The sequence below is a fragment of the Brevibacterium sp. W7.2 genome, assembly GCF_018137945.1.
In the GTDB taxonomy this organism is placed as follows: Bacteria; Actinomycetota; Actinomycetes; order Actinomycetales; family Brevibacteriaceae; genus Brevibacterium; species Brevibacterium sanguinis.
Map to the genome: position 1 here is coordinate 2,868,522 of NZ_CP073089.1, position 19,049 is coordinate 2,887,570.

Below are 19,049 nucleotides of genomic sequence, written 5' to 3' on the forward strand. Positions count from 1 at the left end.
CTGAGCGCGTGCCCAGCGGACGGACCGTCAGTGCTCGACGGCCGCCTCGGCGCCGAATCCGGTGTGGGCGCGGACGTCCATCTCCGCTGCCAGCTCCGGACTCTCCACCGTCTTGTCGGTGATCGAGCCGAGCCATCCGAGGATGAACCCGAGCGGGATCGAGATGATGCCGGGGTTCGACAGGGGGAAGATCGCGAAGTCGGCGCCCGGGATCATCGCGGTCTCGGACCCGGAGACAACGGGTGAGAACGCGATGAGGATGATCGCCGAACCGAGCCCGCCGTAGATCGACCACACGGCACCGCGGGTGGTGAACCGACGCCAGAACAGCGAATAGATGATCGTCGGCAGGTTCGCGCTCGCGGCCACGGCGAACGCGAGGGCGACGAGGAACGCGATGTTCTGACCCTGCACCCCGATGCCGCCGAGGATGGCGACCGCGCCGATGACGACGACGGTGCGGCGGGCGATCTTCACCTCGGCGTCGGGGTCTTCGACCTTGCCCTTCTTGATGACGCTCGCGTAGATGTCATGGGCGAACGAAGCCGCTGCAGTGATCGCGAGACCGGCGACGACGGCGAGGATCGTCGCGAACGCCACCGCGGAGATGAAGCCCATGAGCAGCGGCCCACCGAGCTGCAGGGCGAGCAGCGGCGCAGCCGAGTTCACGCCGCCCGGCGCGTTCTGGATCGCATCGGCGCCGACGATCGCCGCCGCCCCGTAGCCGAGGACGAGCGTGAAGAGGTAGAATGCGCCGATGAGCCAGATCGCCCAGACCACGGACCTCCGAGCCTCCCGCGCGGTGGGCACGGTGTAGAAGCGCATGAGCACGTGCGGCAGACCCGCGGTGCCGAGGACGAGGGCGAGTGCGAGCGAGATGAAGTCGAGCGGGTTCGCCCCGTACTGCAGCCCGGGATTGAGGATCCCCTCTCCCACGCCGGCCGCGGCATTGTCGACGGCGTTCGACAGCAGCGTCGAGAGGTTGAACCCGTTGAGTGCGAGCACCCAGATCGTCATCGCTCCGGCACCGGCGATGAGGAGGACCGCCTTGACGATCTGCACCCACGTCGTGCCCTTCATGCCGCCGACGAGGACGTAGAGGATCATCAGCGCCCCGACGACGGCGATGACGAGCGACTGCCCGAGCTTCCCGTCGATGCCCATGAGCAGGGAGACGAGTCCGCCGGCGCCGGCCATCTGCGCGAGCAGGTAGAAGAAGCACACGGCGAGCGTCGAGATCGCCGCGGCCATCCGCACCGGACGCTGTTTGAGACGGAACGAGAGCACATCGGCCATCGTGAACTTGCCGGTGTTGCGCATCAGCTCGGCGACGAGGAGGAGGGCGACGAGCCACGCGACGAGGAAGCCGATCGAGTAGAGGAACCCGTCGTAGCCGTTGACGGCGATCGCCCCGCAGATGCCGAGGAACGACGCCGCCGAGAGGTAGTCGCCGGAGATCGCGAAGCCGTTCTGCGGCCCGCTGAAGGACCGGCCGCCGGCGTAGTAGTCCGAGGCGGTCTTGTTGTTGCGGCTGGCCCGCAGCACGATGAAGAGCGTGACCGCGACGAACGCGGCGAAGATCGTGATGTTGAGGACGGGGTTGTTCTCCACCTCGGTGGTCGCTTGGGCGAGGAACTCGATCATCGTTTCGCTCCTTCCGATTCCTGCTCGAGGCGCTCACGGATGGCAGCGGCCGGTGGGTCGAGCTTGTTGTTGGCGAACGAGACGTAGAACATCGTGATCGCGAAGGTCGTGACGAACTGCAGAAGCCCGAGCACGAGTCCGATGTTGATCTCCCCGATCACCTTCGTCGACATGAAGTCGTGCGCGTACGTGCTGAGGATGACGTAGAGGAAATACCACGCGAGGAAGGCGATCGACAGCGGGATCACCACTGAGAATCGTTTGCGCTTGAGGGCCTTGAATTCGGGATTGTCCTCTTCAGCGAGGAAATCCACCCGAGTCGGCGTCGGATCGGACATCGTTTCTCCATTTCAGATGTGGTTCGAGCGTCAGTGGTCTGAATCACACATTGTCAACCTATCGTCCGCTCGGTCCTGGGTAATACCACCGAAAGTTGGTAGCGTATTCCCATGAACGTCATGGCCAAGGAAGCTCGGGCGCGCAGATCCGAATCCCGCCGTCTCTTCGCCGAGGCGGTCGACTCCCTCCACGCGAACGGCACCGGCGACGTCGTGTTCGGCGGGCTCGTCGAGGAGGGTGCCGTCACCGTCGAAGCGGTCGCCGGGGCGGGCGAGAACGGTCTCGCCTCGCTCATCGTCAGCACCGGTCGGGGCCTCGGCGGACGTGCCCTGACCGAGGGCACACCCCAGCTGACCCGCGACTACGAGATCGATCCGTTCATCACCCACCATTACGACGAGGTCATCCTCGGCGAGGGCATCCAGGTCCTCATCGCGGTGCCGACCCTGCTCGGCGGCGAGGTGACGGGCATGGTCTACTGCGGACACCGGAAGGCCTTCACCGAGGCGGCCCCGCAGACCGGTGACCTCGTGCGTCGGGTGCGCCAGCTGTCCGTCGACCTCGGGCGCATCGGCCACGGGGCGCTGCGTGCCGAACCGGCCGTCCCGGCGGCTCCCGCGCCGGCGCCGTATGCCGACCTCGACGCCTCGAGCCGGGAGGCTCTGCGCCATACGTTCGCCGAGCTGCGGGCGCTCCGCTCGGACGTCTCCGACGAGGTGACGCGGGAGCGGCTGACGACGATCGAGGCCAGGCTCGCCGACATCCTCTCCGGCCACAGTCCGGAGTCCGCGCCGACGCCGGCCCCCGCGGTGACGCTCGCCCCGCGGGAGACCGACATCCTCTCCCACGTCGCGCTCGGGTGGTCGAATGCGCGGATCGCCGAGGCGCTCGGACTGCGGGAGTCGACCGTGAAGTCCTATCTCAACACGGCGATGGTCAAGCTCTCGGCCCGCAGCAGGCACGAGGCGGTGTCGATCGCCCGCTCGGCGGGCGCGCTGCCGTAAAGGGTCTCAGCCGTCGATCGCGGCGGCGTTCTCCCGCTCCATCTCCAGCGACCGGTCCGCGGCGGCGGTCACGGCCGCCTCGGTGATGTCGAAGATCCCGGCGTCGATGAATGTGTTGAGCGCCGCCAGCGTCGTCCCGCCCTTGCTGCTCACGGCCTGACGCAGGACGGCGGGGTCCGGGTTGTCCGCGAGCAGCCGGCCGGCGCCGTCGGCGGTGGCGACGACCATCTTCGCCGCCGTCTCCGCGGTGAGACCGAGCGTGACTCCGGCCTCGATCATCGCCTCGGCGAGGAGGAAGAAGTACGCGACGCCGGACCCGGAGATCCCGGTCATCGCGGGGATCTCCGCTTCTGCCAGCGGCACGACGAGGCCGGCTCCGGACAGCAGCGTGCGCAGGGTGGCCGTGGCCGTCGGGTCGACGCCGGGGGCAGGGGCGAGCGCGATGACGCCGTACCCGATCGAGCTCGGGGTGTTCGGCATGATCCGCACGATCGGACTGCCGGGTGCCAGCTTCTTAAGGTCGGCGGCGGCCACGCCCGCGGCCATCGACACGAGCACCGAGTCCGGGGACAGGGCGGGGGCGAGCTCTCGCAGGGTCTCGGCCATCATCCACGGCTTGACGCCGAGGAAGACGAAGTCCGCGCCGGCGACCGCCTCCCGATTGGCCTCGGGGTTCTCCTCGACGGAGGTGACCACGGCGTCCGGCAGGGCCGCAGCGAGCGTCTGCGCCGAGGCGGCCGACTGCGTCGTCGCCCGCACCTCGATGCTCGGGTCCGCGGTGAGGATCCCCGTGATGAGCGCCGTGCCCATGTTTCCCGTGCCGATGGATGCGATCGTGGTCATGAGGACCTGCCTTTCGTGCGGTGCTGGTGCGGGCATTCGTGCCGCTGAGTATCGTACCGGGCACGGTCCCGGCAGGGAGAACCGCAGGGTCAGCGGGCTGTGTCAGCGGGCGTCTTCACGGACGTTGTCCCGCGCCGAGGCGGCCCCGCCGTCACGGCGTCCGGTCCCGGTTGCGGGGGCTGAGTCCGACCCCGAGCCGGTGCGCTCCGGTCCGATCGGGCTCGCCGGGTTCTTTCCGTTCGCGCCGTTGAGGCCGAGGTGCTGCCGGGCGAAGGCGAGCGAATCGGCGAGCATCTGCTCCCGCGTCGACTTCTTCGCGACGAATCGCGTGTTGACCTCGAGGACGACATCGCCGGACCAGTTGTGCTTCGCGAGGTACTGGAGCGTCTCGGCCACGGGCATCGTTCCGGCGCCGGGCACGAGGTGCTCGTCCTTGAGCGATCCGGATCCGTCGGTGAGGTGGACGTGGCGCAGGCGGGGGAAGATCTCGGCGACGGTGTCGCGAGCGTTCATACCCGCCGTCGAGGCATGGGAGAAGTCGAAGGTCAGAGCGTCGTAGTCCTCGTCGAGCGGGTTCCAGTCGGGGTAGTAGACGAGGATCTCCCTGACCCCGGCCCGCCACGGGTACATGTTCTCCACGGCGAGGACGACACCGGTCTCCTCGGTGACCTTGCGGACGCCGTCGACGAAGCCGCGGGCGTAGGCGCCCTGCCAGCGGAAGGGCGGGTGGAGGACGACGGTGGTCGCGCCGACCTCACGGGCGAGGTTCGCCGTGATCCGCAGCTTCTCCCAATGGTCCTTGTGGAGCACGCGCGGCAGGAAGAGCAGGGTGGGCGCGTGGAGCGACATCACCTCGAGGCCGGTGTCGGCGGCGAGGCCGTTGATGAGGTCGACGTCGCGGGTCTCGGCATTGTGGGTGACCATGATCTCGACGCCGTCGTAGCCGATCGCGGCGGCCTGCGTGAACGTCTCCTCGACGGTCATCGGGGAGACCGAGGACGACGAGAGGCCCACCCGGATGGGATGGTCGGAGACATGGTGGGTGTCGTGGTCGTAGACCGCGTTCGTCGCGAAGTACTCCCGGTGCCGCCGAGAGTTCGACCGCGCAGAGTTCTTCGCGGTGAGGACCTTTCGTCCCGGCTTCGTCTTCTTCGCCTTGCTCACTCTCGTCAGTCTAGTCCTCATCGCCGCGCCTGCGGCTCCGGTTTCCCTCACAGTCGGTTGCGCCCCTCCCCGTCCGCGTCGCGCCGCTCGGCTAGGGTGAGCGCATGAGCGAACCGATCGTGCGCCCGGCGCATCTCGACGATGCGCCCCGCCTCGGCGAGATCCACGTCGCCGCGTGGCGCGCCGCCTACCCCGGGATCATGTCGGCGGAGTTCCTCGCCGGGCTCGATCCGGCCGACTTCGCGGCGAACTGGGTGCAGGCGCTGAGCACGCCCGACAACCGCGTCCGGAACTTCGTCGTCGAGGCTGCGGGTCGGGTCCTCGGGTTCGGCGGCGTCAGTGCGCCCCGGGACCCCGCCGAGGTGCTCGATCGCCTCCCGACCACCGACCGTCTCGGCCAGCTCGCCCACATCAATCTCGACCCGGCCGCCTTCGGCACCGGGGTCGCCTCGGTGCTCTTCCAACGGCTCGAGGACGAGCTGCGGGCCGACGGCTTCGTCCGCGCCTACCTCATGGTCGCCGAGGGCAACGAGCGGGCCATGCGCTTCTACGCCAAGCACGGGTGGCAGCGCACGGATGTCACCCACACGTACGGCGCTCCCCCGCTCCCCGAACGGGTCTTCATCGCCGAGCTCTGAGCCCGACCGCCTCGGCGCGGCAATGCGAAGGGCGCCCAGCCACCCGCAGCGGGGTGACTGAGCGCCCGGATAGCGGCTCAGACGGCGCGGCTATCAGCCGTAGAGCTCCTCGACGTCCTCGTCGACCCAGCCCTTCGACTTGTCGACGGCCTTGTTCCACAGACGGTAGACGCGGGCGACGGTCTCGTCGTCCATCTCCGGCACCCAGCGCTTGTCCTCGTGCCAGTTCTTCTTCACGTCCTCTTCGCCGTTCCAGAACTTCACGGCGATGCCCGCGGCGTACGCGGCGCCCAGTGCCGTGGTCTCGATGACCTCGGGACGGATGACGGGCACGCCCAGGAGGTCGGCCTGGAACTGCATGAGCGTCTCGTTCGCGACCATGCCGCCGTCGACCTTGAGCTCGGTGAGCTCGACACCGGAGTCGAGGTTCATCGCGTCGAGGACCTCACGGGACTGGAACGCCACCGATTCGAGCGCGGCCCGGGCGATGTGGTTCTTGTTGACGTACCGGGTGAGGCCGACGATGACGCCGCGGGCGTCGGATTCCCAGTGCGGGGCGAAGAGGCCGGAGAACGCGGGCACGATGTAGCAGCCGCCGTTGTCCTCGACCTGCTTGGCGAGCACCTCGACCTCGGGGGCGTCCTTGATGAGTCCGAGGTTGTCGCGGATCCACTGAACGAGCGAGCCGGTCACGGCCACCGAGCCCTCGAGGGCGTAGACGGCGTCGTCCTCGCCGATCTTGTAGGCCACGGTCGTGAGCAGGCCGTTCTTGCTCGCCACCGGCTCGGTGCCGGTGTTGATGAGCATGAAGTTGCCGGTGCCGTACGTGTTCTTCGCCTGCCCCTTCTCGAAGCAGGCCTGCCCGAACGTCGCCGCCTGCTGGTCGCCGAGGATGCCGCAGATCGGGGTGTCGATGAGCAGCGTGTTCTTCGCGCCGTAGCCGTAGATCTCCGAGCACGACTTGATCTCCGGCAGCATCGACATCGGAATGCCCATGTCCGCGGCGATCTCCTCGTTCCAGTCGAGGGTGTCGATGTTCATCAGCATCGTCCGCGAGGCGTTCGTGACGTCGGTGACGTGGACGCCGCCGTTGACTCCGCCGGTGAGGTTCCACAGCACCCACGTGTCCATCGTGCCGAAGAGGAGGTCACCGGCTTCGGCGGCCTCCCGGGCACCCTCGACGTTGTCGAGGATCCACTTCGCCTTCGGTCCCGCGAAGTACGTCGCCAGCGGCAGGCCCACGCGGTCCTTGTACTTGTCGGCGCCCTCCTCGCCGCCGAGTTCGTCGGCGATCTTCTGGGTGCGCGTGTCCTGCCAGACGATCGCGTTGTAGACGGGCTCGCCGGTGTTCTTGTTCCACACCAGGGTCGTCTCGCGCTGGTTGGTGATGCCGACGCCTTCGAGCTGGTGGCGGTTGATGTTGGCCCGCGAGAGCGCCTGGCCGATCGCCTCGGTGGTGTTGCGGATGATCTCTTTCGGGTCGTGCTCGACCCAGCCGGCGCGGGGGAAGATCTGCTCGTGCTCGAGCTGGCCGCTCGAGACGATCTGCCCGTCGTGGTTGAAGACGATCGCCCGGGACGAGGTGGTTCCCTGGTCGATCGCGAGGATGTACTTGTCCTGGCTCATGGAGACTCCTGTGTCCGATCAGTGCCGGTGGGCACCGCTCTTGAGTGGGTGGGTGCACCAGTTGCCCTCTAGCATGTCACGGCCTGGCGCGGTTGGGCACGGCTTCAGATGAATGCCTGCGAGACGAGGCCCGCGATGACACCGCCGAGGATGGGGCCGACGATCGGCACCCACGCGTAGCCCCAGTCGGAGCTGCCCTTGTTCGGGATCGGCAGGATCGTGTGCGCGATGCGCGGTCCGAGGTCGCGGGCCGGGTTGATCGCGTAGCCGGTGGGGCCGCCGAGGGAGGCGCCGATGACGACGACGACGAGGGCCACGGCCAGGGGTCCCAGTCCGCTCGGCGTGCCGCCGAAGAGGAGGATGATGAAGACGAGGACGAAGGTGCCGATCACCTCGGCGACGACGTTCCAGCCGTAGCTGCGGACCTCGGGGCCGGTGGAGAAGGTGCCGAGGATGTTGCCCGGTTCGCCCTCTGCGTCGTAGTGCTTCTTGTAGACGAGCCACGCGAGGATCGCACCGATGGTGGCGCCGACGAGCTGCGCGATGAGGTAGGCGAACGTCGTGCCGACCGTGATGTCGATGCCCGGGGCGTACTGGTCGGCGCCGCTGGCGAGGATGCCCAGCGTCACTGCCGGGTTGAGGTGCGCGCCGGATTTGTAGGCGACGTAGACGCCGGCGAAAACCGCGAGGCCCCAGCCGAACGAGATCATCAGCCAGCCGCCGCCGTTGCCCTTCGTCTTCGCGAGGATGGCGTTCGCGACGACGCCGACGCCGAGCAGCAGCAGCATTGCCGTGCCCGCCGTCTCATGGAGGAGGATTGTGCCTATCTGTCCCATTGTGTGTGAACTCCTTTGTTGAGATGGGGATGGAACGGGCTAGCGGGTCCCCCAGCTGGCTTCGACCAGGGCTGCGGCCGCGGCGTCGTCGTGCGTCGACTCGGCGGCGACCTGGGCGTCGACGTGGGCGTTGAAGGCGGCGATCTCTGAGGCGACGCGCTCGGCGTCCCAGCCGAGGACCTCAGCGACGATCTCGGCCACCGGTGCGGCGGCGGCCCGCCCCCGGTCGCGGACCTCGTAGTTGAGCCGCATCCGACGTTCGAGGACGTCGTCGAGGTGGACGACGCCTTCGCAGCTGGCGGCGTAGTGGGCTTCGACGCCGAGGTAGCGGTCGGCTCCCGGCAGCGGCTGCCCGAGTTCGGGGTTGTCGTCGATGAGGTCGAGGAGGTCTTCGAGCAGGGTGCCGTAGCGGCGGATGAGCCGCTTGACCCGGGTCTCGTCCCAGCCGTAGCGCTCGGCGATGCTCGCCTGGCCGCGGCGCACCGCGCCGACGCCCTGGGCGCCGATGAGCGGCACGGACTCCGTCAGGGACGTCCGGTCCTTCGCGTCCTCGCCGAGGGCGAAGTCGACGACGTCCTCGGCCATCACCCGGTAGGTCGTGAATTTGCCGCCGGCGATCGCCGACAGCCCGGGCTCGACCTCCATGACGGTGTGCTCGCGGGAGACCTTCGTCGAGGCCTCGCCGTCCTTCTGCACCGGCTGCAGGAGCGGGCGCAGACCCGAGTACACGCCGATGACGTCGTCGCGGGTGAGCTTGTTCTCGAGGATCGCGTTCGCGTGCTCGAGGAGATAGTCGATGTCGTCGGAGGTCGCCACGGGGGCCGCGACGTCCTCCTTCCACGGGGTGTCGGTGGTGCCGATGACCCAGTAGCCATCCCAGGGGATGACGAAGAGGACGGACTTCTCCGTCTTCGAGATGATGCCGGTGTCCGGGTCGGCCTTGATCTTGTCCTGGTCGACGGTGATGTGCACGCCCTTCGAGGCGAGCACCTTGAGCCCGGCGTCGGCCTTCGCGAGGTCCTGCTGCTGTTCGGTCCACACTCCCCCGGCGAGGATGGTGCGGCGGGCGTAGACGTCGAACTCGCGGCCGGAGATGCCGTCGCGGGCGCGCACGCCGATGACGCGGTCGCCGTCGTGGAGGTAGTCGATGACGGAGACGTGGTTGGCCGCCGCGGCCCCGAAGCTCGCCGCCGAGCGCACGAGGGTCATGACGAAGCGGGCGTCGTCGACCTTCGCGTCGTAGTATTCGAGCGCGCCCACCGCGGCGTCGTCGGCGAGTCCCGGGAAGTGCGCGCTCAGCGTCTTCTTGCCCAGGTGGCGGTGCATGGGCACGGCGCGCTTGCGGCCGGGCCGGGTCGCCATCGTGTCGTAGAGGAGGACGCCGGAGCCGATGAAGGCCCGGTCGATGAGGCGGTGTTCGAACGGGAAGACGAAGGCGACGGGTTCGACGAGGTGGGGTGCGGTGTGCGTGAGCAGCAGGTCGCGTTCCTTGAGCGCCTCGGCGACGAGTTTGAAGTCGAGCATCTCGAGGTAGCGCAGACCGCCGTGCATGAGCTTCGACGAGCGGGACGACGTGCCCGAGGCCCAGTCATGGGCGTCGACGACGCCGACCTTGAGTCCGCGGGTGGCCGCGTCGAAGGCGGCGCCGGCCCCGGTGACCCCGCCGCCGACGACGAAGACGTCGAGCGGATCCTCGGGCGTCGTGGCCGCCATCGCGGACAGGGACTCTTCACGGAACGAGGGGGATAGCTCGCCGTTTCGCATTGCCGTCATGCCTCCAGAGCTCGGGGCGAGAGGCCCCGTTCGAGATACGGCCGAGAGGTGACCGGCCGGTAATCTCAAGCTAGCAGGCGGCGGAGACAAATGTGAACCGCTGCGAGGGTGATTCCGGCCATTGTCGAAAGCGGTGTCGAACCGTGACCTAATCCGCGGCTGCGCGCATCGCCGAGGTGGCCTCGGCGGAATCCAGCAAGTCGAGTTTGCGCATGATGATGCCCTCGCGCAGCGCCCACGGGGAGATGCTCATGACGGAGACGTCGAAGATCGTGAAGGCCGCCTCGGCGACGATGGCTCCGGCGAGCACCTGACCGGCACGGGCCTCCGAGACGCCGGGCAGTGTCGCCCGCTGCTCGGGGGTGCGGCTGGACAGGGTGTCGATGATGCCGGGCAGGTCGCGGCGGAAGAGCTTGCGGGGCACGTAGATCCCGTCGCCGCTCGGGGCGGCGCCGGCGATCCGGGCGAGCGAGCGGAACGTCTTCGAGGACCCGACGACGTGGTCGGGCGTGCCGACGCGGTTGATGTCTCCGGCGATCCGGCCGATCTGGGAGCGCGCGTACTTCCGCAGCCGGTGGATCTCCTCGGCCGTCGGGATCGGGTCGGGGATGAAGTCGGCGTACGTGCGTCCGGCGCCCAGCGGCACGGACACGGCCGCCTGCGGGTACTCGTCCTGGCCCGCCGCGATCTCGAGCGAACCGCCGCCGATGTCGAGGAGGAGGATCTTGCCGGCCGACCAGCCGAACCAGCGGCGGGCGGCGAGGAACGTCACGCGCGCCTCGTCCCTGCCGGACATGACGTTGAGCGTGACCCCGAGCTGCGCGCTGATCGAGTCGATGAGCGCCTCCCCGTTGGGGGCGTCGCGGACCGCCGAGGTGGCGAACGCGAGGATCTGCTCGGCGCCCTGGTCCTCGGCGATCTCGACCGCCTCGGCGACGAAGTCCCGCAGCCGCTGCTGACCGGCGTCGTCGATCGACCCGTCGGGCCGGAGGTACTCGGCGAGCCGGAGGACCTCCTTGTGCGAGGTCGCCGGCAGCGGGGGTGCCCCGACATGAGCGTCGACGACGAGGAGGTGGACGCTGTTGGAACCGATATCGAGGACTGCGAGGCGCATTCGCTCAGTGTATCCCGCGGATCGCTCGCCTCAGTCGTGTGCGGGATCCGGTCGCAGATCTGGCGAGAACCCTACAAGCTGGAACTTGTAAGGCTCGTCAAACGTCAATTTCCTCCCTTTGAGACCGTCGACGTCATCATCTCCGGCATCTTCGAGTACGAAGCTCCACCCTCGTTCCTCCTCTGTGAACCAAGGGGCTGCCAGTCGCCAGTGACCAAGAACCGTCTGTTCACCTTTCAGCACTGCCAAGAGCCTCCGGACTGGACGGTGCTCGCGACTGGCCGCGCCGAGCGGCCACCATTTTCGCGCACGATCGGCAAACTGGGCCCCTCCCAGTCCACCGAATGGCGATGGCCGATCGTCAATCGAGTCTGCGGCAATTCGAACGATGGCGGTATTCGTCAAGTCTTCGTAGTCAACGGTTTCCCCCGGCCTGTAATAGATCGCCGGGCCGAGCACAGTCGTTGACTTAGTGCCCGCGCGGTTCGTGTAGGAGAGACCGTTGTCTTGCACCTCGATGCCAATCACTCCTGACCGACCGTCCGTCTCGTCTGAGTGGCGCACAGTTTGCCCAGCGCGAGCGGCGATGTAGATGGCTATGGCTTCCGCCTTACGAGCATCCTCCCGGGTCGAAAACGGCTCGACTGTCTGCAGAATGCGCGAGCCTGCTCGACCACGCAACGCCTGCGCGTTCTCGTTATGCGGCTCCCAGACACGACGCATGCTGTCGGCGATGCCGATATAGACCTCGCGCCTATCCGAACTCTCGTAGATATACAGATACGTGCTCATCCCAGTTCCTCTTCCTTCAAGGTGACTCAACCCGCATCTGCTGAACAGTCTCGCAAGATAGGGAAACTATGTCTAGTCAATTTGACCAGACATGTTGAAGCTATAGGTTATGAACTGATGGACCCAGACTTCAGGGAGCCCGGAAGGAAAGTCGAACATGCCCACTTCGGCACACGATTTGCCATTCGAGAGCCACGATCTCAGCGCGGTATTGCTTCACTCGGATGAAGACGAGCCTCTACGCATCTGTTCAATTCGCGAGGCGGCGGAACTGCTCAGGCGTCCGCTGGCGCAAATGCAGATGATGTCCGGCGCACACTTGCTCGGCCGGTCGTTCACCACTTCCAGTGGAACCACGTACTACCTGCGATCAGATATCGATGAACTTTCGCGCGCACCACGGCTCGACAAGCATGACTTATTGCAAGTGACTGCCCCGGAGTTTCCCGCCCTACCGACCGTTGTGCTTCGCCAAGCCGCTCCTCGACGCCAAGACTCCGTCGAACGCAGTTGGTATGGATTCGACCGCCTCTTCGATCGTTCGACCGACCCCGCAAAACGCGCCGCACAAGACAACGCTACTCGGATGTTCTGGCCGGTTACGCTGCGTAATCGGCAGATCGTAGAGCAGGCAGCACTGGCAGGTGCGACGATCCCACTGGTCATCTCCGTTGGAGGCTGGATCGCCTCATGCCGGGAGATCACCGGAATCGACAGCACGCTGTCCGCAGCGCACGGTAGTCAGGTAGCCTTCACTGTCAAATCACCGGGAGATTGGGCGAGCAGACTCACTGACAGCTGGTTGAACTCCGGGCCAGGTAAAGCGATTCTCTGGTGGAACCATGAAAGGAATTGACGGCCCGCGGATCAGCCTGTGCTGGCCCCTCGCAGCGCCCGCGTCCTCAGTCCTGCCAGTCGCCGGCGCCGAACCCGAACTCGGGGGCGCGTTTGGCGAAGAACGCCTCCTGTCCGCGCGCGATCTCCGCCCGGTACGCCTCATCGAGCCACCGAGGCGGCGCGACGTCGTCGGAGAGCGTGCCGCCGAGGACGGACTTCGCCCCGAGCTGGCTGAGCCGGGAGAGACCGGCGACCCGCTCCCCCAGCGCCTGCGCGGCACGCAGCGGCGCCTCGGCGACCTCATGGAAGAACCCGAGCCGGTGCATCTGGTCGAAGTCGACGATCGAGGCGGTGAGCAGCAGGTACCTGGCCCACGCGTCCCCGAGGACCCGGGCGAGGCTCTCGGTGGGTCCGGGCGGGTAGACGAGACCGAGCTTGGCCGCGGTCACCCCGTACTTCGACCCGGGGGCGGCGATGCGGATGTCGCAGGCCGCGGCGATCTCCGTGCCCCCGCCCACGCAGTTGCCTTCGATCGCCGCGATCGTCACGGTCCGGGAGCCCGCCACGGCCGCCTCGGCGGCGGAATTGAGCTGCCAGAAATCGGCGATGGGCACGTCGAGGTCGGCGATGTCGGAGCCCGCGGAGAAGTGACCACCGGCACCGGTGATGATGAGCGCGCCGATCGAATCATCGGCGTCGACGCCTGCAATGATCTCCGGCAGCGCGCGCCACATCGCGCGCGAGAGCGCATTGCGCTTGTCCGTCCGAGTGAGAACGAGGGTTCCGACCCCACCGCTGACGGTGAAGTCGAAACCCTCGAGTGCGGTCGGACGATAGGGCTCGTCCGCGCTCATGCTCAGCCCCTGGCGTCGGGGACTTCGCGCTGCGGCTCGCCGTCGTACGCGCTCAGCGGACGGATGAGGGCGTTGTTCGCCTGCTGCTCGAGGATGTGCGCCGTCCACCCGGTGATGCGGGACATGACGAAGATCGGCGTGAACTGATCGGTGTCGAAGCCCATGAGGTGGTACGCCGGCCCCGAGGGGTAGTCGAGGTTGGGGTAGATGCCCTTGCGGGAGACGAAGTCCTCTTCGAAGGTGTTGTAGAGGTCGAGCAGATCGTTCGCGCCCTTGACCGCCGCCATGTCCTCGAACGCCTTGCGCATCGTCGGCACGCGCGAGTCGCCGTTCTTGTAGACGCGGTGGCCGAAGCCCATGATCTTCGCCTTGCGCGCCAGCGCATCGTCGATCCACGCCGACGCCCGGTCGGCGGTGCCGACCTCTTCGAGCATCGCCATGACCGCTTCGTTCGCCCCGCCGTGCAGCGGCCCCTTGAGCGCCCCGATGGCTCCGGCGACCGCGGAGTAGAGGTCGGAGGTCGTCGAGGTGATGACGCGGGCGGTGAACGTCGAGGCGTTGAACGAGTGCTCGGCGTAGAGGATCATCGAGATGTCGAAGCTGCGCACGACCTCCTCGGCGGGCACCTCGTCGAAGACCATCTTGAAGAAGTTCGCGGCGTAGTCGAGGTCGGTGGTCGGGGCGACCGGGTCGAGGCCGTGCCGGCGCCGGTGGTCGATCGCGACGATCGTCGGCAGCTGCGCGTAGAGGCGCTCCGCCTTTTCGAGGTTGGCCTCCTCCCCTTCCGTGTCCGCATCCGGGTCGACGGCGCCGAGGTAGGCGACCGCGGTCTGGACGACGTGCATCGGGTGGGCGTCCTTGGGCAGGCCGAGGATGATGTCGACGAGCTCGGGCGAGATCTCACGCTGGGCGTGCTCGCGGGCCTTGAACTCCGCCAGCTGCTCCTCGGTGGGCAGTTCGCCGTTCCAGATGAGGTAGGCGACGTCCTCGAAATTGCGCTTGGCCGCCAGCTCCTGCACCGGGTAGCCCCGGTAGGTGAGCGAGTTCGTTTCCTGGACTACCTTCGAGACCGCGGTGGTGTCGACGACGACGCCGGCGAGTCCCTTCTTGATTTCTTCGGTCACTGGTGACCCTCCTGTGAGAAGTTGAATACGGCCGAGTCGAATTCGTTGTACGCGGCGTAGTCGATGGTGTCGTAGAGGTCCGCGCGGGTCTGCATCCGGTCGACGAGGCTGACCTGAGTCCCCTCGTCCCGAATCGTCTGCAGCCCCGCCGTGATCGCACCCATGGCCAGACGCAGGGTCGTGACCGGGTAGATCACCATCTTCACCCCGACGTCGGCGAGCTGCTGGGTCGTGAAGAGCTCGCTCTTGCCGAACTCCGTCATGTTCGCCAGGATCGGCACGTCGACGCTCGCGACGAAGCGCTCGAATTCGCTGAGGTCCCGCATGGCCTCGGGGAAGATCATGTCGGCCCCGGCGTCGGCGTAGGCTTTCGCCCGGTCGATCGCCCGGTCGAGACCCTCACCGGCGCGGGAGTCGGTGCGGGCGCAGATGACGAAGTTCTCGTCCCGGCGGCCCCGGACGGCGGCGGCGATGCGCTGGTTCATCTCGGCCGTCGTCACGACCTCCTTGCCGTCGAGGTGGCCGCACCGCTTCGGGTTGACCTGATCCTCGAGGTGCATGCCGGAGAGACCGGCATCCTCGAACTCCTGGACGGTGCGGGCGACGTTCATCGCCTCGCCCCACCCGGTGTCGGCGTCGATGAACGTCGGCAGGTTCGTCACCCGCGCGATCGCCCGGCCGTGATCGGCCACCTCGGTGAGGGTGGTCAGTCCGATGTCGGGCAGTCCCATGGCCGCGGAGAACGCGCCTCCGGAGATGTAGACGCCCTCGAACCCGGTCTGCTCGATGATCTGCGCGTTGAGCGGGTTGATCGCGCCGGGGAACTGGACGATCTCGCTGCCGGCGAGGAGGTCGCGGAACTGCTTCCGGCGCTCGGCCGGGGTCGCGGTCGCGCCGAGCATCAGAAGATCCCCTTCGAACCGCTGTGGGTGAGGCCCTCGACGGTGAAGCTGAGCTGGCCGACGCCGGCGGCGTCGAGGCTCTCGAGGTTCTCGGCGAGGTCGAGGAAGCGGGTCTGCTCGGAGTCGGTGAGGATGCCCTCGGACAGGGTGCGGAACTTCTCGACGTAGTTCTCGCGGACGAACGGGCGAGCGCCGAGCGGGTGGGCGTCGGCGACGGCGATCTCGTCGGTCAGCGTCGAGCCGTCCTCGAACTCGATCTCCACGCGACCGCCGAAGGCCTTCTCGTTCGGATCGGTCGAGTGGTAGCGGCGGGTCCACTCGGGGTCCTCGGTCGTCTCGATCTTGTGCCAGAGCTTGACCGTCTCCGGGCGCGCGGCGCGCTCGGGGGTGTAGGAGTCCTCGTGGTGCCAGCCGCGGTCCTCGAGCGCGACGGCGAAGATGTACATGATCGAGTGGTCGAGGGTCTCACGGCTGGCCTGCGGATCCATCTTCTGCGGATCGTTGGCGCCGGTGCCGATGACGTTGTGGGTGTGGTGGGAGGTGTGGATGACGATCCGCTTGATCTTCGTGAGATCCTCGATCTCCCCGCCGAGCTTGCGCGCGAGGTCGATGAGCGCCTGCGCCTGGTATTCGGCGGAGTGCTCCTTCGTGTACGTGTCGAGGATCGCGCGCTTGGCCTCGCCCTTGGCCGGCAGCGGGATCGTGTAGCGGGCCTCGGGGCCGGAGAGGATCCAGGCGATGAAGCCGTCCTCGCCTTCGTAGATGGGGTTGGGGGCACCCTCGCCGCGCATCGCGCGGTCGACGGCTTCGACGGCCATCTTGCCCGCGAACGCCGGAGCGTGGGCCTTCCACGAGGAGATCTCGCCCTTGCGCGACTGGCGGGTCGCCGTCGTCACATGCAGGGCCTGCTGAATCGCCTGGAAGGTCACCTCGGTGGGCAGGTGGAGCATCGCGCCGATGCCGGCGGCGGCCGAGGGCCCGAGGTGGGCGACGTGGTCGATCTTGTGCTGGTGCAGGCTCATGCCCTTGACGAGGTCGACCTGGATCTCGTATCCGGTGGCGATGCCGTTGATGAGGTCGGGACCGGCGATGCCCATGTGCTGGGCGACAGCGAGGACCGGCGGGATGTTGTCACCGGGGTGGGAGTACTCGGCGGCGAGGAAGGTGTCGTGGAAGTCGAGTTCGCGCACGGCCACGCCGTTGGCCCAGGCCGCCCATTCCGGGGAGAAGCGGTCGCCCAGCGGCAGACCGAAGATCGTGGCGCCGGGGCTGAACGGATGCGCCTGCGCCTGTTCGCGGGCGTGGGTGGGCGCCGACCGGTTGACCGAGGCGGCCGCGACGGCGGCGTTGTCGATGACGCGGTTGATGACCATCTCAGTGACATCGGCATCAACCGGGGTGGTGTCGGAGGCGACTTCTGCGATCTTCCAGGCGAGCTGGTCTTCACGAGCCAGGTTCTCTGAGCTCTTGTGGGTACGGACTTCATGATCAATCATGGGCAATCCCTTCAATCGTCCTTGACCGCCGCTGGCCATGTCGCGACCGCTGCAGGCCTGGGGAATGGTTGTCTCAACTGTAGGCCACGTCACTGCTGCGTCCGCGGGCCCGGCCAGAGTTTTATCTTGACATCAAGATACTTTACCCGAGCGGTGACGCCCGACACCACCCCGGGTGGGCGGGCAGACGAACGCCGAGGTGGGCGGGCCGTGCCGGGACGCTGGAAGCCGTGGTGACGCCCCTGCCCGAGCCGGCCCGCGACCGCTGACCGAGCAGGCCCGCGACCGCCGCCCGGGCAGGTGAACTGTGACACAATCGGGATATGACCCGCACTGCCCTCGACTTCGACGAGAACTGGTTCGACGACAACGAGTTCGCCCAGCTTCGCCGCCGTCTCCCCATCCCCTATGTCAATGCCATTCCGGTCCGCGTCGGCGAGGCCGGGGACGTCGAGCAGATCGGCCTCCTGCTGCGCCGCCTCGACGACGGCACCCTGGGCCGCGAGGTCGTCGGCGGACGCATCCGCTACCACGAGAGCATCCGCCAGGCCCTGCTCCGGCATGCCGAGAACGACCTCGGCCCGATGGCGCTGCCCGTCGTCCCGCCGGCCATCGCCCCGTTCCACATCGCCGAGTACTTCCCCACCGAGGGCACCTCGCTCCTCCACGACCCGCGCCAGCACGCGATCTCGATGTGCTTCGTCATGGAGGTCCGCGGCGAATGCACCCCGCGCGCCGATGCGCTCAGCCTCGACTGGCTCACCCCCACCGAGGCGCTGCGCTCCGACATCGTCGCCGAGCTCTCCCACGGCCAGGAGCACATCATCCGCTCAGCCCTGAGCTACCTCGGCTTCGCCGTCTGACGCACCCCTCCCCCTGGCGCAGGCCGTGAGCACGCGCCGAGGCCGTGGGCACGCGCCGCACGCGAGAGGAATCCGTCCGCCTCGCGGTCTTCTACACGTTGTAGAAAACACTTGGGTACACTGAGGGCGACGAGGACGGCACACGGTTTTCGGGGCCGTCGTCCCCGTCAGGGTTGGTCAGGCCCCGATGGAAGGACTGCCATGACTGCTGACTCCCGCTCGTCCGCCGCGAACCCGGCCGAGGCCCGCCCGACCGACACCCGCGCCTCCGATTCCGGACTCACCGACAACCTCGGCGTCCTCGTCGGCTTCGACGGATCCGAGCTCGCAGCCCTTGCCCTGCGCTACGGTGCCGCCGAGGCGCTGCACCGAGACGTTCCCCTCACCGTCGTCACGGCCTTCACGATGCCCCTGATGATCTACCCGAACATGGCCTCGATCCCGTCCGAACCCGAGGACGAAGCCGCGATGCGGGCAGCGGAGAAGACCCTCGCCGAGGCGGCCGAACTCCTCGCCGATCATCCCGGACCGGTGACGTACGCCGTCGAATCCGGTGACGCCGCCGGTGTGCTCGTCAACCTCAGCGCCAACGCCGATGTCATCATCGTCGGGGCGCGTGGACGCGGCGGCTTCATGGGCCGCATGCTCGGGTCGGTCTCGACCGCGCTGCCGCCGCACGCCCACTGCCCGACGATCGTCGTCCCCCGCCATTCGGCGCACCGCGGGGACACGACCGGCCCGGTAGTCGTCGCCGTCGACGGGTCCGAGGGCGCGCGGATCGCGATGTTCACCGCCGCCGAGGCGGCCGCTTCGCGCAACGCCGACCTCGAGATCGTCACGGTGCTGCCGGCCGGGGAGGAATGGCTCTACTGGTACCCGGAGCTCGAACTCGGCGGTGACGTCGCCGACCGCCGGCAGCAGCAGATCGAAGCCGAACTCGACAAGGACGCCGAAGAGCTGCGCAGTCAGTTCCCCGGGCTCCAGGTGTCCACCTCGGCGCTCATCGGCGATGCCACCGCGCTGCTGTCCGCGGCGACGAAGACCGCGCAGCTCACCGTCCTCGGCACCCGGGGCCGCGGGGCCGTGAAGTCCGCGCTGCTCGGATCGGTCTCCCGCGGGGTCCTCCACCATGCCGAGGGTCCGGTCATGGTCGTTCCGGCCTGAGTCCCGTTCGCACCAGATCCCCGGCCCCGCGGACGT

At 67.8% G+C, this 19,049-nt stretch carries 18 protein-coding genes; 5 read left to right on the top strand and 13 right to left on the bottom strand.

Going from position 1 to position 19,049, the window contains the following annotated elements:
- Positions 1-27: 27 nt before the first annotated feature.
- The gene (locus tag J9315_RS12950) at positions 28-1,644 is read right to left on the bottom strand and encodes a cation acetate symporter (protein WP_198500753.1); all 1,617 of its coding nucleotides are present in this window, start codon (positions 1,642-1,644) and stop codon (positions 28-30) included.
- The gene (locus tag J9315_RS12955; RefSeq protein WP_198500752.1) at positions 1,641-1,982 is read right to left on the bottom strand and encodes a DUF485 domain-containing protein; all 342 of its coding nucleotides are present in this window, start codon (positions 1,980-1,982) and stop codon (positions 1,641-1,643) included. Before J9315_RS12955 ends, J9315_RS12950 begins: the two co-directional genes overlap by 4 nt.
- A 111-nt stretch (positions 1,983-2,093) precedes the next feature.
- Between J9315_RS12955 and J9315_RS12960 the strand changes: the two genes are divergently transcribed.
- The gene (locus tag J9315_RS12960) at positions 2,094-2,987 is read left to right on the top strand and encodes a LuxR C-terminal-related transcriptional regulator (protein WP_198500751.1); all 894 of its coding nucleotides are present in this window, start codon (positions 2,094-2,096) and stop codon (positions 2,985-2,987) included.
- A gap of 6 nt (positions 2,988-2,993) precedes the next feature.
- Here J9315_RS12960 and proC read toward each other — a convergent pair whose 3' ends face one another.
- On the bottom strand, positions 2,994-3,830 hold the full coding sequence (gene proC / locus J9315_RS12965; RefSeq protein WP_198500750.1) for a pyrroline-5-carboxylate reductase: 837 nt from the start codon (positions 3,828-3,830) through the stop codon (positions 2,994-2,996).
- Positions 3,831-3,932: 102 nt separating this feature from the next.
- The gene (locus tag J9315_RS12970) at positions 3,933-4,994 is read right to left on the bottom strand and encodes a sugar phosphate isomerase/epimerase (protein WP_232623860.1); all 1,062 of its coding nucleotides are present in this window, start codon (positions 4,992-4,994) and stop codon (positions 3,933-3,935) included.
- Positions 4,995-5,098: 104 nt separating this feature from the next.
- Here J9315_RS12970 and J9315_RS12975 point away from each other — a divergent pair, with 104 nt between their 5' ends.
- Positions 5,099-5,632, top strand: coding sequence for a GNAT family N-acetyltransferase (locus J9315_RS12975; protein WP_198500749.1), 534 nt, complete (start codon positions 5,099-5,101; stop codon positions 5,630-5,632).
- A gap of 93 nt (positions 5,633-5,725) precedes the next feature.
- Here the strand turns inward: J9315_RS12975 and glpK are convergent, their stop codons facing one another.
- The 5 genes from glpK to J9315_RS13000 form a co-directional block, all read right to left on the bottom strand.
- The gene (glpK, locus tag J9315_RS12980; protein WP_198500748.1) at positions 5,726-7,258 is read right to left on the bottom strand and encodes a glycerol kinase GlpK; all 1,533 of its coding nucleotides are present in this window, start codon (positions 7,256-7,258) and stop codon (positions 5,726-5,728) included.
- Between the two features lie 104 nt (positions 7,259-7,362).
- Positions 7,363-8,085 (bottom strand): MIP/aquaporin family protein, encoded by a 723-nt coding sequence (locus tag J9315_RS12985; RefSeq protein WP_198500905.1) that lies wholly within the window; start codon positions 8,083-8,085, stop codon positions 7,363-7,365.
- Between the two features lie 48 nt (positions 8,086-8,133).
- Positions 8,134-9,858 (bottom strand): glycerol-3-phosphate dehydrogenase/oxidase, encoded by a 1,725-nt coding sequence (locus J9315_RS12990; RefSeq protein ID WP_198500904.1) that lies wholly within the window; start codon positions 9,856-9,858, stop codon positions 8,134-8,136.
- Positions 9,859-10,015: 157 nt separating this feature from the next.
- A complete protein-coding gene (locus J9315_RS12995; RefSeq protein WP_198500747.1) occupies positions 10,016-10,981 on the bottom strand; it encodes a Ppx/GppA phosphatase family protein in 966 nt (321 codons plus the stop codon).
- Between the two features lie 30 nt (positions 10,982-11,011).
- Complete coding sequence (locus tag J9315_RS13000; RefSeq protein ID WP_198500746.1) at positions 11,012-11,773, bottom strand: hypothetical protein; 762 nt, start codon at positions 11,771-11,773, stop codon at positions 11,012-11,014.
- A 157-nt stretch (positions 11,774-11,930) separates the two neighbouring features.
- On the opposite strand from J9315_RS13000, the gene J9315_RS13005 reads away from it, so the two are divergent.
- On the top strand, positions 11,931-12,629 hold the full coding sequence (locus J9315_RS13005) for a hypothetical protein (protein ID WP_198500745.1): 699 nt from the start codon (positions 11,931-11,933) through the stop codon (positions 12,627-12,629).
- Between the two features lie 46 nt (positions 12,630-12,675).
- Here the strand turns inward: J9315_RS13005 and J9315_RS13010 are convergent, their stop codons facing one another.
- From J9315_RS13010 to J9315_RS13025, 4 genes are read right to left on the bottom strand one after another with little or no spacing between them, the layout of a single operon-like run.
- Positions 12,676-13,464: an enoyl-CoA hydratase/isomerase family protein gene (locus J9315_RS13010; RefSeq protein WP_198500744.1), complete on the bottom strand. Its 789-nt coding sequence runs from the start codon at positions 13,462-13,464 to the stop codon at positions 12,676-12,678.
- A 2-nt stretch (positions 13,465-13,466) separates the two neighbouring features.
- The gene (locus J9315_RS13015) at positions 13,467-14,588 is read right to left on the bottom strand and encodes a bifunctional 2-methylcitrate synthase/citrate synthase (RefSeq protein ID WP_198500743.1); all 1,122 of its coding nucleotides are present in this window, start codon (positions 14,586-14,588) and stop codon (positions 13,467-13,469) included.
- On the bottom strand, positions 14,585-15,490 hold the full coding sequence (gene prpB / locus J9315_RS13020) for a methylisocitrate lyase (protein WP_198500742.1): 906 nt from the start codon (positions 15,488-15,490) through the stop codon (positions 14,585-14,587). The genes J9315_RS13015 and prpB overlap by 4 nt, the downstream gene beginning before the upstream one ends.
- The gene (locus J9315_RS13025; RefSeq protein ID WP_198500741.1) at positions 15,490-16,986 is read right to left on the bottom strand and encodes an MmgE/PrpD family protein; all 1,497 of its coding nucleotides are present in this window, start codon (positions 16,984-16,986) and stop codon (positions 15,490-15,492) included. The genes prpB and J9315_RS13025 overlap by 1 nt, the downstream gene beginning before the upstream one ends.
- A gap of 323 nt (positions 16,987-17,309) precedes the next feature.
- On the opposite strand from J9315_RS13025, the gene J9315_RS13030 reads away from it, so the two are divergent.
- Positions 17,310-17,849, top strand: a complete 540-nt coding sequence (locus tag J9315_RS13030) for a DUF4916 domain-containing protein (RefSeq protein ID WP_198500740.1) — start codon at positions 17,310-17,312, stop codon at positions 17,847-17,849.
- Between the two features lie 201 nt (positions 17,850-18,050).
- On the top strand, positions 18,051-19,013 hold the full coding sequence (locus tag J9315_RS13035; protein WP_198500739.1) for a universal stress protein: 963 nt from the start codon (positions 18,051-18,053) through the stop codon (positions 19,011-19,013).
- Positions 19,014-19,049: the final 36 nt, after the last annotated feature.

Bases quoted from the DNA above. Each gene is read 5' to 3' on its own strand.
- J9315_RS12995 (WP_198500747.1), bottom strand. From the start codon at position 10,981: ATGCGCCTCGCAGTCCTCGATATCGGTTCCAACAGCGTCCACCTCCTC.
- J9315_RS13035 (WP_198500739.1), top strand. From the start codon at position 18,051: ATGACTGCTGACTCCCGCTCGTCCGCCGCGAACCCGGCCGAGGCCCGC.
- J9315_RS13025 (WP_198500741.1), bottom strand. From the start codon at position 16,986: ATGATTGATCATGAAGTCCGTACCCACAAGAGCTCAGAGAACCTGGCT.
- glpK (WP_198500748.1), bottom strand. From the start codon at position 7,258: ATGAGCCAGGACAAGTACATCCTCGCGATCGACCAGGGAACCACCTCG.
- J9315_RS13000 (WP_198500746.1), bottom strand. From the start codon at position 11,773: ATGAGCACGTATCTGTATATCTACGAGAGTTCGGATAGGCGCGAGGTC.
- J9315_RS12990 (WP_198500904.1), bottom strand. From the start codon at position 9,858: ATGCGAAACGGCGAGCTATCCCCCTCGTTCCGTGAAGAGTCCCTGTCC.
- proC (WP_198500750.1), bottom strand. From the start codon at position 3,830: ATGACCACGATCGCATCCATCGGCACGGGAAACATGGGCACGGCGCTC.
- J9315_RS13030 (WP_198500740.1), top strand. From the start codon at position 17,310: ATGACCCGCACTGCCCTCGACTTCGACGAGAACTGGTTCGACGACAAC.
- prpB (WP_198500742.1), bottom strand. From the start codon at position 15,490: ATGCTCGGCGCGACCGCGACCCCGGCCGAGCGCCGGAAGCAGTTCCGC.
- J9315_RS13010 (WP_198500744.1), bottom strand. From the start codon at position 13,464: ATGAGCGCGGACGAGCCCTATCGTCCGACCGCACTCGAGGGTTTCGAC.
- J9315_RS12975 (WP_198500749.1), top strand. From the start codon at position 5,099: ATGAGCGAACCGATCGTGCGCCCGGCGCATCTCGACGATGCGCCCCGC.
- J9315_RS13005 (WP_198500745.1), top strand. From the start codon at position 11,931: ATGCCCACTTCGGCACACGATTTGCCATTCGAGAGCCACGATCTCAGC.
- J9315_RS12960 (WP_198500751.1), top strand. From the start codon at position 2,094: ATGAACGTCATGGCCAAGGAAGCTCGGGCGCGCAGATCCGAATCCCGC.
- J9315_RS12955 (WP_198500752.1), bottom strand. From the start codon at position 1,982: ATGTCCGATCCGACGCCGACTCGGGTGGATTTCCTCGCTGAAGAGGAC.
- J9315_RS12950 (WP_198500753.1), bottom strand. From the start codon at position 1,644: ATGATCGAGTTCCTCGCCCAAGCGACCACCGAGGTGGAGAACAACCCC.